Genomic DNA, 12182 nt, shown 5'->3' with positions numbered 1-12182 from the left:
TGCGTATCTTGAGCCCACTTTCGCCCATGTGCCAGGCAAGTCAGGCGATCTTGCCCGAGGGGCGCGACGGGACGGTTGGCCGGCCGCGAAAACCGCGTGCCGCGGGCCGCGGCAGTCGCCCATCATCGTCTTCGTGAGCGATCCATATGAGCCTCGGGTGAGTTCGACCGCGCGTCTGACATTGCGGGCACCCGAACAGGCCGACCTGGAGCGGGTGTTCAGCCTCTACGCGGACCCGCTGGTCTGGGGTCCGGACCCGCTGTCCCGGCATGACGACCCGGCGCAGACCGAGCGCATGATCGGGAGCTGGCGGGCGGCCTGGGACCGCGACGGCCTCGGCATGTGGACCGCGTGGGCCGGTGACGAGTTCGTGGGGATCGGCGGCTGCTTCGTCCGGTACGGCGTCGCCTGGAACCTCGGCTTCCGGCTGCGCCCGCCGTACTGGGGACGCGGGTTCGCCCAGGAGGTCAGCGCGGCCGCGATCCACGCCGCAGGCGAGCTTCGCCCCGACCTCGCCGTCACCGCGTACCTGCTCGAAGGCAACGACCGGTCGTCCCGTGCCGTCGAGCGGACCGGCCTGCGCCACGTGTGGCGCGGCCCGGACGCGGGCAATCCCGACACCACCGCGATCCGGCTGCTCTACAGCGATCGGCCACTGCCGCCGGAGACCCTCAGCGCGCTCACCGAACGCTGACCCGCGCGCCGAAGCGGTGACCCGTTTGTCGGAGCACCGTGCGATAGTCCCGCGTCAGGTACACCGCACCGGCAGGCCATGGCGGAACTGCCGGCCGAGAGCGGGCAGCGGTCCTCGACCGTGGCCCGGTCGGCGATGGCCAGCCGGGGCACGATCCTGGTCAGCATGTCGCGGCGGGTCTGGGCGGTGCCGGACAGGTCGCCGAAGCTGTACGAGTTCCAGTACTCCTGGAACCGCCCCTGCGGGCCGCCGTCCTGCCAGGTCGGGTCGTTGCCGACGCTGGCCACGCCGACGAACAGGTCCACGTCGCGCATGATCTCACTGAACACCAGCGGCGGGATCTCGCTCAGCGGCAGCCCGTCGGCGGGCCGGTCCACGCCGTAGCTGTAGCCGCCGCCGGAGGCGTGCGCCGTGTGCTCGGGCGCGCCGACCGCGTAGAAGCGCACCTGATCGGTGGCCAGCCGCAGGTAAGCCCCACTGTCGGTGACGTCGTCGAGATAGCTGTCGCCGTCGCCGACGCCCTCCACCCAGTACTCGGCACGCAGGCCCCACTCGGGCAGGTCCCGGGTCGTCGGCGGGTAGTCGTCGTCGACCATCAGCCGCAGCCTGTCCCGCCAGCCCCGGGCCGCCGCGAGGGCGTGGAACTGATGCTGGCGCAGGATGTGCGCGGCGTACCGGTTCGAATAGGTGGCGGTGCGCTCCTCCGCGGCGGTGAGCACATACACCTCGCGGTGGGCCTGCTTGAACGGCTGCACCACCAGGTCGTGTTCCAGGCGCTCGCGCCACGCCAGCACCTCCTCGACCGGGCGGCCGATCGGATGCCACAGCCGCACCGCCGCGTCCGTGGCCGCGTCCACCGGCGCGCCCTGCAAGGTGGTCAGTTCCTGACCTGACCAGGCGCAGGGCTGCTCGCCGACGGTCCAGATCACGCGGCGCGCGATCGTGCCCAGCAGCGGGTGGTCGAGATAGCGCTCCCGCCACGCGCCGAACTTCCAGACCCGCTGCGTGAGGAACTGCCGGTCCAGGCGGTCGGCCTGCGCGGACAGCATCTTCTCCAGGTCCTTGACCGCCGCTTTCAGCTCGTTGAAGGCCTCGGCGTGATCGCGGCGCACCGCGGCGGGCGGCGACTTCACGGGCCGCCCCGCGGCGTTGCGCCAGGCGGTGCGCACGCCGTCGGCGTCGACGGTCGTCTCGGCGCGCACGTCGCCGAAGTCGTCGACGCGGCGACCGACCTCGGTCAGCCCGTACGCGGGCACGGCCAGCTCCTCCACCTCGTCGCGGGTCAGGCCCAGCGCCGCCGCCCGCGTGTCGAGGGCGGCGGTCAGCTCCTTGAGCGTGCCCTTGTAGGTGACCCGGGTGGCCAGCCGGGCGAGCTGCGCCAGCGCGGCCTCGGAGGCGTTTCGCGCGAGCATCTGCACCGCCGTGTTGGCGGTCTTCGGGTTGCGCGGGCCGAGCCCGGCCGCCTTGCGCAGCGACGTCTCCACCAGCGCGCCGAGCAGGCGGGCGGTGTCGTCGTGCGCGGGCAGCAGGCCGACCAGCCAGATCAGGCCGCGCAGCGTCGTGCTGTTGTAGGAGTCGAAGGCCTCGTTGACGTCGGGCTCGTACCCGCGGCGGATGAGCCGCTGCGTGCGCGGCTTTCCGACCAGCGACAACCACCCCGTCAGGACCGGACGGGCGGCCTCGTCGCCGACCGCGGCCAGCAACTGCCGACCGGTCCGTTCGAACTTCGCGGACGGCTTCGAGCTGGTGGCGGTTCCCGCGTGGGTGACCAGGGCCGGCCAGGGCGCGCCCAGGCCGGGCAGGTCGGCCAGGACCCGGTCCGTCCACGCCTCCCCGGGGTTGAGCAGCGGCGCGTCGATCTCGGCCAGCGCGTCGTCGAGTTCGCGCAAGCTGTGGTAGCTCATCTGGCTGGTGCGGCGCAGGGTCGCCACGTACGGGACCGGCACGGGCCGGCCCAGCGCGACCAGGCGACGGGCCCAGGTCACGTGTCCCGCGTCGTGGCTGGTCCAGCGGGTGCCCGCGATGTGCAGGGACAGCTCGATCCGGTCGTCCAGCTCGGGCCGCCACAGCAGCCGCATCAGGCGGGTGACGAGTTCGTACAGGTTCTCGGTCACGGCCGGCCGGGACTCGGCGCGCATGCGTTCGATCAGGGCGAGCAGCAGGTCCTTGTGGGCCCGCACGCCCATCGGCTGCAGCACCTCCTCCGCCGAAGGGTTGGCGAAGCCCCAGTTGTTCACCTCGGCCAGCTCGACGAGCTGGGCCACGACCTCGTCCACGCCGCCGCCCTCGACGGCCGCCCGCAGCGCGGCGACCCGGGCCGGGTATGCGGCCAGCTCGGTCATCAGCCACCCACCAGCGGCACGAGCTTCAGGAACACGACCTCGACCGCGCGGTGCACCGGCACCGCCGCGTCGAGGTCCTCGACCTGCCGGTCGTCGACGAGGACCACGAACCCGTTGCGGGAGAACGCCTCCACCGCCCGGCTGAACTGCTCCTCGGCGTCGACCTGCCGGTGCTTGCCCATCCGGAACCCGTCGCGTGTGAGCTCGGTGCCGCCGGGCTGCACCAGGCCGCGGAAGTGGTCGCCGCCGGCCGCGTTGTGCTCCGCGACCTCCCGGAACACCCGCCGCCGGATGATCTCCCGCAGCGTCAGCTGCTCCTCGGACATCTCCAGCTGCCAGGCCGCGCCGCGGTCGCCCGCGGTCGTCTCGTCGACAAAGGTCACCATCGCCATGGCCGCGCAGTCTAGGGCGTCGCGCCGACATCGCCGGGCGCGACGGCGACGAGGCTGCCCATTCCCGGCACGTGCGGGGCGGTGACCCGGAAACATCGTGGGCAGGGTGCGTCGGGAGGGGTGAATATGACGGAACCGGGCGACGTCCCGTACCGGACGTCACGGTCGCTGCGCCTGATCGTGCTGCTCACGATGGCCGCCGGGTTCCTCGACGCGTACACCTTCCTCGGCCGCGGCGGGGTGTTCGCGACCGCGCAGACCGGCAACGTCGTGCTGCTGGGGGTGCAGGCGGCGCAGGCACAGTGGGCCGACGCGCTGCGGCACCTGCCGCCGATCGTCGCGTTCGTGATCGGGGTGTGGACGGCGGAGACGATCCGGCTGCCCCGGGTCGCGGCGGTGCTGCGCTGGCCGGTGCGCGCCGCGCTCGGGCTGGAGATCCTGGTGCTGGTCCTGGTCGGACTGATGCCGTCGGGCGGCTCCGACGAACTGGTGGCCGTCATGATCGCCTTTGTGGCGTCCGTGCAGATCACGTCGTTCGGGCTGATCGGCCGGTGGACGTTCAACACCACGGTCACCACCACCAATCTGCGCAACGCCGCCCAGGCCGTGTACGGCGCGGTGGTGCGCCACGACCGCGACGCGGCCGCGCAGGCCCGCAGCCTGTGGCCCGCCATCGGCTCGTTCGCGGCGGGCGCGTTGCTCGGCGGCCTGGTCACGGCAAGGATCGGGGATCGCGCGGTATGGGTGGCGGTCGTGCTGCTGGTCGCCGGCCTGGCCCTGTTCCTCGCCGACGACCGCCGCCGCGGCCGGTCGTGAGGACGGCTGCCGTTCGCCGGGTGCCCGGCCCCCACCGGCGGCGTGCCGCCTTGCGGGTGCCGTCGGCGGCGGTGAGACTCGACCCGTGATCACGGTGGTGGGCGTGCCGATCGACTGCGTCGGCGTGCCCGAGGCGGGCGACCCGCCGTTCGGGACCGAGCTGGCGCCCGGGGCGATGCGCGAGGCGGGCCTCGTCGCGGCGGTGGGCGGCCGCGACGGCGGGGACCTGCCGGTGCGCCTGGTCGGCCGGGTCCGCGACGACCGCACCGGCGTGCTCGCCTGGCCCTCGGTGCGCGCCATGACCGACGTGGTACGCCGCCACGTGCACCAGCTGGTCACGGCCGGTCACCTGCCGCTGGTGGTCGGCGGCTGCTGCACGCTGCTGCCCGCCGCGCTGGCCGGGGCGCGCGACGCGCTGGGCGGCACCGGCCTGGCCTACCTCGACGGGCACCTGGACCTCTACGACGGGCGCACCTCCCCCACCGGCGAGCCGGCCGACATGCCGATCTCCGTGGTCACCGGGCACGGCCCGGTGGACTGGGTGGACCTGGTCGGCGGCCCGCTGGTCGCGCCCGACCGGCTGCGCCTGCTCGGGCCGCGCGATCGCGCCGAGGCGGTCGAGTACGGCTCGGTGCTGCCCGAACAGCTCGGTTACCCGCCCGAATCCACCCCCGCCGACCTGCAGGGACAGGGCATGGCCGAGGCCGGTGCGGCGGCCCGCGACGCGCTGGTCCGGGGCGGGCGGTACTGGGTGCACCTGGACGTCGACGTGCTCGACGAGCAGGCTTTTCCCGCCACGGACTACCTGATGCCGGGCGGGCTGCGGCTGGCCGAACTGCGGGAGCTGATGCGGCCGCTGACCGCGTCCGACTCCCTGGTTGGAGTATCGGTCGGCTGCTACAACGGCGCGAAGGACCCCGACGGATCGTGCGCGACCGCCCTGGTCGACCTGTTCGCCGACCTCCTCGCACACAGGTGAATCAGACGCGTTCGGCGGCGCGGGCGATGTTGCGGGCCATGTCGGCGAAGACCAGCGAGTGCAGCGGCGCGGTGGTCCGCCAGTAGAGGTGCCCGGCCAGGCCGCGGGGCACGAACACGCTGCGCTGCTCGTACCGGCTGCCCCGCGGGTCGTCGCAGACCCGCATCTCCAGCCAGGCGCGGCCCGGCAGCCGCATCTCGGCCCGCAGCCGCAGCAGCCGTCCCGGCTCGACCTCCTCGACCCGCCAGAAGTCCACCGTCTCGCCGGCCCGCAGCGCGGCGGGGTCGCGGCGGCCGCGCCGCAGGCCGATCCCACCGAACGCCTGGTCGAGCAGCCCACGGGCGGTCCAGGCCAGGTCGGAGGAGTACCAGCCGTTGTCGCCGCCGATACCGGAGACGACCTCCCACAGCGCCGACGGCGGGGCCTTGACCCGCTCGGTGTGCTCGTCGACGTAGAGGTCGCCGCCGGACCAGTCCGGGTCGGTGGGCAGCGGCTCGGCCGGGGCCCGCGTCCACGACGCCGTCGACCAGTGCGTCTCCACCTCCGCGTCGCGGATGCGCAGCAGCGCCAGCCGGACCGCCTCGTCGAACGGCTTCAGCCCGCCCGTCGGGTCGGTGACGTACTTGACGATGTCGTGCTCGTGGCAGACCGCCTCGTGCACCAGGCTCTCCACCAGCGGGGTCGCGATCGCGCCGGGCACCGGTGTCACCAGGCCCACCCACAGCGACGACAGCCACGGCGACAGGGTGCGCACCGGCACGACGACCCGGCGGTTGAGCCCGGCCACGCGGGCGTAGCGGCTCATCATCTCCCGGTAGGTGAGCACGTCCGGGCCGCCGATGTCGAAGGAGCGGTTCACGTCGCCGGGCACGCTCGCCCAGCCGACCAGGTAGTGCAGCACGTCGCGGACCGCGATGGGCTGGATGCGGTTGCCGACCCAGCGCGGCGTCACCATCACCGGCAGCCGCTCGGTCAGGTGCCGCAGCATCTCGAACGACGCCGAGCCGGAGCCGATGATCACGGCGGCCCGCAGCGTCACCGTGGGCACGCCCGAGGTGGTGAGGATCCGGGCGACCTCGTCCCGTGAGCGCAGGTGCGCCGACGCCCCGTCGGCCCGGTCCGGGGCGGGACCGCCCAGGTAGACGATGCGGCGTACGCCCTCCTGCCGGGCCGCGTCGGCGAAGGTCTGCGCGGCCCGCCGGTCGGTGTCCTCGAACCCGGGCGAGCCGAGCGAGTGGACCAGGTAGTACGCCACCTCGATGCCGCGCAGCGCCCGCCGGGTCGCGGCGTGGTCCAGGACGTCGGCCTCGACGATCTCGGCCTGCGCGGCCCACGGCACGTCACGCAGCCGCACCGCCGACCGGGTCAGGCAGCGCACCCGGTGCCCCGCCTCGATGAGCCGCGGGGCGAGCCGTCCGCCGATGTACCCGGTCGCCCCGGTGACCAGCACCCGCCGGCCGCTCCCGGCCCGCCCGACCATACGCCCAGCGTAGGGCGATCACGGCGGTGCGCAGGGCGGTTCGGCTCGGCCGGGCACGATCGTGCGCGATACGGGGTAATCGGCTATATCGGACCGCCGATCTCGATACTCTCGCGTGGACGACGTGGCCGAGAGAGGTGTGGGGCGGATGAACCGTGTGCCGGACGAAGGTCTCGTGCTCGTGCCGGGCGGGAGCCTGATCACGGCGACGCCCGAGGAGGGCCGTGCCCTCGCCCTCATGATCGCCCGGCACACCGTCCACAACATCCAGCCCGACCTGGACGTGCTCAAGGGCGGCCGGCCCAACTATGCCACGACGCCGGAGAGCATCATCGCCGCCGCGCACGTCGTCGCGATCGAGTTCGCGACGATCGCCGCGGCCAACGGCCACTGGCGGCCCGGCAACTGACCACTCCCCCGCGACAGGAGCCCACATGGCCACGATCGGCCTCATCGCGACACTGCACGCCGCCCCCGGCATGGAGGACGAGGTCGCCTCGTTCCTCACCGACGGGCTGCCCCTGGTCCAGGCCGAGAAGGGCACCGTGGCGTGGTTCGCCTACCGGATCGACGCCTCGACGTTCGGCCTGCTCGACGCGTTCACCGACGAGACCGCGCTGCAGGCCCACCTCGACGGCGACCTCGCCGGCGCCCTGATGGGCCGCGCCGGTGAACTCCTCAGCAAGCCACCGGAGATCCGCAAGGTCCAACTCCTCGCCGCAAAACTCCCCGCCTGAGGCCCGTCGGCGGCGCCAGGTCAGGGATCAGGACCGTAGGTAGGCCAGGACGGCGAGGACGCGGCGGTGCTGGTCGGCGTCGGGGGCCAGGTCGAGTTTGGCGAAGATGTTGCCGATGTGCTTCTCGACCGCGCCGTCCCCGATGACCAGGGCCCGGCCGATGGCGGTGTTGGAGTAGCCCTGCGCCATCAGTTCGAGGACCTCGCGCTCGCGGGGAGTCAGGGTCTGCACCGGGTCCCTCCTGCCGCGCAGCATCAGCTGGGCGATGACCTGCGGGTCGAGCACCGTCGCGCCCGAGCCGACCCGGTCCAGCGCGTCCAGGAAGCCGTCGACGTCGACGACGGCATCCTTGAGCAGGTAGCCGACGCCGCCCCGCCCGTCGGCGAGCAGCTCGTCGGCGTACGCCAGCTCGACGTACTGCGACAGCACCAGCACCCGGGTGCCCGGCGCCGACCGCCGGGCCTGCACCGCGGCGCGCAGGCCCTCGTCGGTGTGGCTGGGCGGCATGCGCACGTCGACCACCGCGACGTCGGGCGCGTGCGCGGCGACGGCCTCGACCAGGGCCGGCCCGTCCCCCACCGCGGCGGCGACCTCGTGACCTGCCTCGATCAGCAGCCGGACGATGCCCTCGCGCAGCAGCACGCTGTCCTCGGCGACGACGACGCGCATCCGTCTCACGCCACCGGGACGGTCGACGGGGCCTGCGCGACCAGGATCGTCGGGCCGCCCGCCGGGGAGTCCACGGCGAACTCGCCGTCCACCGCGCGCAGCCGGTCGGCCAGCCCGGCCAGGCCGTGGCCCTTGGCCAGGTGCGCGCCGCCCACGCCGTCGTCGGTCACCATCAGGTACACGCGACCATCCTGCTCGGTGACCTCCATGCGGGCGGCGGCGGCCCCGCTGTGCTTGGCGATGTTGGACAGCGCCTCGGCGGCGGCGAAGTACAGGGCGTTCTCCGTCGCCGCGGGCAGCCGGTCCTCGACGGCCAGGTCCAGCGTCACCGGCACCGTCGAGCGCTCGGCGAGCGAGGTCAGCGCGGCGGCCAGGCCGCGGTCGGCCAGGATCGGCGGCGCGATGCCCCGCGACAGCGCCCGCAGCTCGTCGAGGGTCTCCTTGGCCTGCCCGAGCGCGTCCTCGATGGTGTGGCCGGCGGCGTCCGGGTCGTCGGCGAGCTGGCGGCGGGCCCGGGACAGCTCCATGGCCAGCCGGATCAGCCGCTGCTGCGGGCCGTCGTGGATGTCGCGCTCCAGCTTGCGCAGCGCCACCGCCTCCGCCGACACCGCCGCCGCGCGGCCCTCGGTCAGGTCGTCGATGCGGCCCTGCAGCTGGGCGAGCCGGGTCAGCAGCATCGAGGCGAACCCGGCGTGCAGCGCCGCCACCCCGCGCTGCACCGCGTACACGGTGAGCAGGGCGAACACGCCGACGAGGGTGTTGAACAGGGTGCGGGTGGCTTCGGTGTCCGAGCCGAGCAGCTTCTCGATGACGATGTTCTGGCCGTCCTCCTCCGGCACGAACCGGCCCCAGATCCAGTACGTCAGGCCGCCGAGCGCCATCGCCCACCACGTCACCGTGAACACGAACGCGATGATCGCCACGGGGAGGTTCAGGATGCCGTGGAGCAGGTCGAGCCAGCTCTGGCCCTGGCGCAGCGGGTTGGTCAGGCGGCGGATCCAGCCGGCGCCCTCGGGCGCGGGCTGGTAGCGGGGGCGGGACACCGGGCGGCCGTACAGCTTCTGCAGGCGCAGCCGCTCGATGTCGGCGAACCCGCGCGCGACCAGCAGCGCGGCGCCGAGCACGGCGACCCCGATGAAGAAGGTCACCAGCGTGCCGACACCCGCGGCGAACAGGCTGATGCACAGCGCGAACGAGGCGACCGCGAGCGGCAGGCCGAGCAGGTTGTACGCGGCGTCGTGCCCGAGGCGGCGAAGGATCGTCATGCCGCATGACGTTATGCGCCCGGCCGGCCCGTTCCCATCCCGCTGCCCGCCGAGGTGGCGGTAGGGACAACCCCACCGTCCGCACCCGGCCGAAACCCGCACGACATCGGACCGCGTTGCGGACATCATGGGGCGATGGGTGTGGATCAGGTCGAGGTGCTGTTCATCGGCGGTCGCTCGGGCGTGGGCAAGTCGACCGTCGCCGCGGAGGTGTGCGCACAGCTGGAGGCGGCCGGGATCGCCCACGTGCAGCTGGAGGGCGACTTCCTTGGGCAGGTCTTCCCGCCGCCGCCCGGCGACCCCGACCGGTCCCGGATAGTGCTGGACAACCTGGCCGCGCTGTGGCGCAACTTCGCGGCGCTCGGCTACCGGCGGCTGGTCTACACCAACACCGTGAGCGTGCTGTACGCCGACGGCCTGGCCGAGGCGCTGGACGCGCCGGTGAAGATCGCCCGGGTGCTGCTCACCGCCTCGGACGCCGTCGCCAACGAACGGCTGGCCACACGTGAGCTGGGCAGCGGGCTGGACGTGCACGTCGCCCGCAGCGCCCGCGCCGCCGCGCGGCTGGACCGGGACGCCCCGGCCGACGTGGTGCGGATCGGCACCGACGGCCGGTCGGTGGTCGACATCGCCGCCGACGTGGTCGCCGCGACCGGCTGGTCGGCTCTGAGCAGCGGCGACGGCCTCGACCGGGAGGCGGTGCGGCCGAAGCGCAGGATGTCGTTCGACGGGGATGCGAGCGGCTATCAGCGGGGCCGGCCGCCGTACCCGGATGCGGTGTTCGAGCTGCTGACCGGACGCTGCGGGCTGCGGCCGGGTGCGCGGGTCCTGGAGATCGGCGCGGGCACCGGGCTGGCCACCGGGCCGCTGCTGGCAGCCGGGGCGCACGTCACGGCGGTCGAGCCGGGCGGGAACCTCGCCCGGGTCCTGACCGCCGTCCACGGCGGCGACCGGCTGGAGGTCGCCGTCGCCGACTTCGAGACCGCCGAACTGCCCGGCGGGTACGACCTGGCGGTGGCGGCCATGGCACTGCACTGGCTGGACCCGGCCACCTCGACCGAGAAGATCGGCGGGCTGGTCCGGCCGGGCGGGTGGCTGGCCGCCTGGTGGACCGAGTTCGGCGACCGCGACCGGCCGACCGAGTTCCGCGACCGGCTCGACGAGGTGTACCGCGACCTGCTGCCCGCCGAGCCGGGCTACCTGCAGGGCCGGTCGCACGTGCTCGACACCGACCGCTGGCGGCGGCAGCTGAGCGCCGGAGGCTGGTTCGGCGACGTCGAGGTCGAGGTCGTCTCGTGGCAGCAGACGCTGACCCCGGCCACGGCACGCGACCTGTGGTCGACGTTCCCGAACATCGCCGAACTCGCCCCGGACGACCGCGAGAGCTTCCTGTCCCGGCTCGCCGCGATCATCGACGACCTGGGCGGGCAGGTCGACGACCCGCGCCTGACGGTCGTGTACACCGCGGCCCGCACCGGCGGGTGACCGCCGCTACGCGGCGTGCACGCCCCACTGTCCGCGGTGGATGACGTCGGCGGTGCCGCGGCGGCGGTCGGCGACGTTCGCGCCCTGGGCCGGGGTGTCCGGGGCGCGGTAGCCGATGCAGATGCCGCCGATCGGCACGTACTCGGCGGGGATGCCGAACTCGGCGCGCAGCGCGTCGGTGTGCTTCGGGACCTCGGTGACCGCGTCGAAGTCGGGGCCCTGCTGCGGCATGATGCCGAAGAAGCAGGCGCTGAGCCCTTCGTCCACGGCGGACAGCAGCATCATCAGCGAGGCCATCCCGGTGTCGATGTGCCAGTAAGGCACCGGCCAGCGGGCTTCGGCCTGGTCCTCCCAGCCCTTGTCGGGCTGGGCGTAGCGGGCGAGGTAGGCGGCCTTGTGGGCCAACGGGATCACCACGAGCGGGGCGAGCCGCATGGTCGGGGTCTGCGCCATCCGGGTCGGCACGAACGGCCAGAAACGCGCCCGGTCGGCCGCGTCGGTCAGCGCCAGGAACGCCCAGCCCTGCGAGAACCCGGCCGAGGGCGCGCGCAGCGCGCTGGCGAGGATGCGCTCGACGGTCTCGGGGGCGATGGGCCGGTCCGTGTAGTGGCGGACCATCCTCCGGCGACGGATCACGTCTTTGAATTCCATGGGCCGGATTGTGCCACGCGACCTGCGGCGTCGTCCGTACCATGATCACCGGGACGGTTGCGGGGCCGGCGGGTCGGTAGGCTGCTGCGCGATGACGTCGAGCAGTCGGGAGTGGTCGTGGTCGACGAGACGGATCTGATGTTCCTGCGGCGCTGTGTCGAGCTGGCGGAGCTGGCGCTGACAGTCGGCGACGAGCCGTTCGGGTCGGTGCTGGTCGACGCCGACGGCGAGGTGCTGTTCGAGGATCACAACCACGTCGCCTCCGGCGACGAGACCCGGCACCCGGAGTTCGAGATCGCCCGGTGGGCCGCCGAGCACCTGACCCCCGGGCAGCGGGCTGCCGCGACCGTGTACACCTCCGGGGAGCACTGCCCGATGTGCGCGGCGGCGCATGCCTGGGTCGGGTTGGGGCGCATCGTGTACGCCGCCTCGTCCGCGCAGCTGACCGCGTGGCGGCAGGAGCTGGGCCTGGCCCCGGGCCCGGTGCTGCCGCTGCCGATCCAGCACGTCGCGCCGGGCGTGCCGGTCGACGGCCCGGCCCCCGAACTCGCCGACACGGTCCGCGAGCTGCACCGACGGCAGCACGGAGCCGCCTGAGCGTTGGGAAGGGGCCCAAGGGCGAAGCCATCGGTGTGCTATATTGGCGTGGTTTGTTAGGAATGTGACAAGGGG

General features: G+C 73.5%; 13 protein-coding genes. 7 read left to right on the top strand and 6 right to left on the bottom strand.

Features of this window, described 5'->3' with window-relative positions; genetic code table 11:
• Positions 1–157 precede the first annotated feature (157 nt).
• Complete coding sequence (locus tag AB0B35_RS36535; RefSeq protein WP_361054821.1) at positions 158–694, top strand: GNAT family N-acetyltransferase; 537 nt, start codon at positions 158–160, stop codon at positions 692–694.
• Here AB0B35_RS36535 and AB0B35_RS36530 read toward each other — a convergent pair.
• Both AB0B35_RS36530 and AB0B35_RS36525 read right to left on the bottom strand, forming a co-directional pair.
• Positions 640–3036: a DUF4132 domain-containing protein gene (locus AB0B35_RS36530; protein ID WP_361054818.1), complete on the bottom strand. Its 2397-nt coding sequence runs from the start codon at positions 3034–3036 to the stop codon at positions 640–642. The two genes, AB0B35_RS36535 and AB0B35_RS36530, sit on opposite strands and share 55 nt — an antisense overlap.
• Positions 3036–3428 (bottom strand): hypothetical protein, encoded by a 393-nt coding sequence (locus AB0B35_RS36525; RefSeq protein WP_361054816.1) that lies wholly within the window; start codon positions 3426–3428, stop codon positions 3036–3038. The genes AB0B35_RS36530 and AB0B35_RS36525 overlap by 1 nt, the downstream gene beginning before the upstream one ends.
• Positions 3429–3554: 126 nt before the next feature.
• Between AB0B35_RS36525 and AB0B35_RS36520 the strand changes: the two genes are divergently transcribed.
• Positions 3555–4244 (top strand): YoaK family protein, encoded by a 690-nt coding sequence (locus tag AB0B35_RS36520; protein ID WP_361054813.1) that lies wholly within the window; start codon positions 3555–3557, stop codon positions 4242–4244.
• Between the two features lie 85 nt (positions 4245–4329).
• Positions 4330–5223: an arginase family protein gene (locus tag AB0B35_RS36515; RefSeq protein ID WP_361054810.1), complete on the top strand. Its 894-nt coding sequence runs from the start codon at positions 4330–4332 to the stop codon at positions 5221–5223.
• A 1-nt stretch (position 5224) separates the two neighbouring features.
• Here AB0B35_RS36515 and AB0B35_RS36510 read toward each other — a convergent pair whose 3' ends face one another.
• The gene (locus AB0B35_RS36510; RefSeq protein ID WP_361054807.1) at positions 5225–6703 is read right to left on the bottom strand and encodes an SDR family oxidoreductase; all 1479 of its coding nucleotides are present in this window, start codon (positions 6701–6703) and stop codon (positions 5225–5227) included.
• A 148-nt stretch (positions 6704–6851) separates the two neighbouring features.
• Between AB0B35_RS36510 and AB0B35_RS36505 the strand changes: the two genes are divergently transcribed.
• Positions 6852–7112, top strand: coding sequence for a hexameric tyrosine-coordinated heme protein (locus AB0B35_RS36505; RefSeq protein ID WP_361054804.1), 261 nt, complete (start codon positions 6852–6854; stop codon positions 7110–7112).
• 25 nt (positions 7113–7137) lie between these two features.
• Entirely contained in the window at positions 7138–7440 is a 303-nt protein-coding gene (locus AB0B35_RS36500) for an antibiotic biosynthesis monooxygenase (RefSeq protein ID WP_360535447.1), read from the top strand.
• Positions 7441–7467: 27 nt separating this feature from the next.
• Here the strand turns inward: AB0B35_RS36500 and AB0B35_RS36495 are convergent, their stop codons facing one another.
• The gene (locus tag AB0B35_RS36495; RefSeq protein WP_360535445.1) at positions 7468–8109 is read right to left on the bottom strand and encodes a response regulator transcription factor; all 642 of its coding nucleotides are present in this window, start codon (positions 8107–8109) and stop codon (positions 7468–7470) included.
• 5 nt (positions 8110–8114) lie between these two features.
• Positions 8115–9374, bottom strand: coding sequence for a sensor domain-containing protein (locus AB0B35_RS36490; protein WP_361054801.1), 1260 nt, complete (start codon positions 9372–9374; stop codon positions 8115–8117).
• Positions 9375–9509: 135 nt separating this feature from the next.
• Here AB0B35_RS36490 and AB0B35_RS36485 point away from each other — a divergent pair, with 135 nt between their 5' ends.
• Positions 9510–10859, top strand: a complete 1350-nt coding sequence (locus tag AB0B35_RS36485) for a methyltransferase (RefSeq protein ID WP_361054799.1) — start codon at positions 9510–9512, stop codon at positions 10857–10859.
• Positions 10860–10865: 6 nt separating this feature from the next.
• Here the strand turns inward: AB0B35_RS36485 and AB0B35_RS36480 are convergent, their stop codons facing one another.
• Positions 10866–11510 (bottom strand): nitroreductase family protein, encoded by a 645-nt coding sequence (locus AB0B35_RS36480; RefSeq protein ID WP_361054796.1) that lies wholly within the window; start codon positions 11508–11510, stop codon positions 10866–10868.
• A 117-nt stretch (positions 11511–11627) separates the two neighbouring features.
• Here AB0B35_RS36480 and AB0B35_RS36475 point away from each other — a divergent pair, with 117 nt between their 5' ends.
• Positions 11628–12107: a nucleoside deaminase gene (locus AB0B35_RS36475; protein WP_361054792.1), complete on the top strand. Its 480-nt coding sequence runs from the start codon at positions 11628–11630 to the stop codon at positions 12105–12107.
• Positions 12108–12182 lie beyond the last annotated feature (75 nt).

Source organism: Catellatospora sp. NPDC049133 (assembly GCF_040648455.1).
GTDB lineage: Bacteria > Actinomycetota > Actinomycetes > Mycobacteriales > Micromonosporaceae > Catellatospora > Catellatospora aurea.
This window is presented reverse-complemented; position numbering and strand designations above follow the sequence as displayed.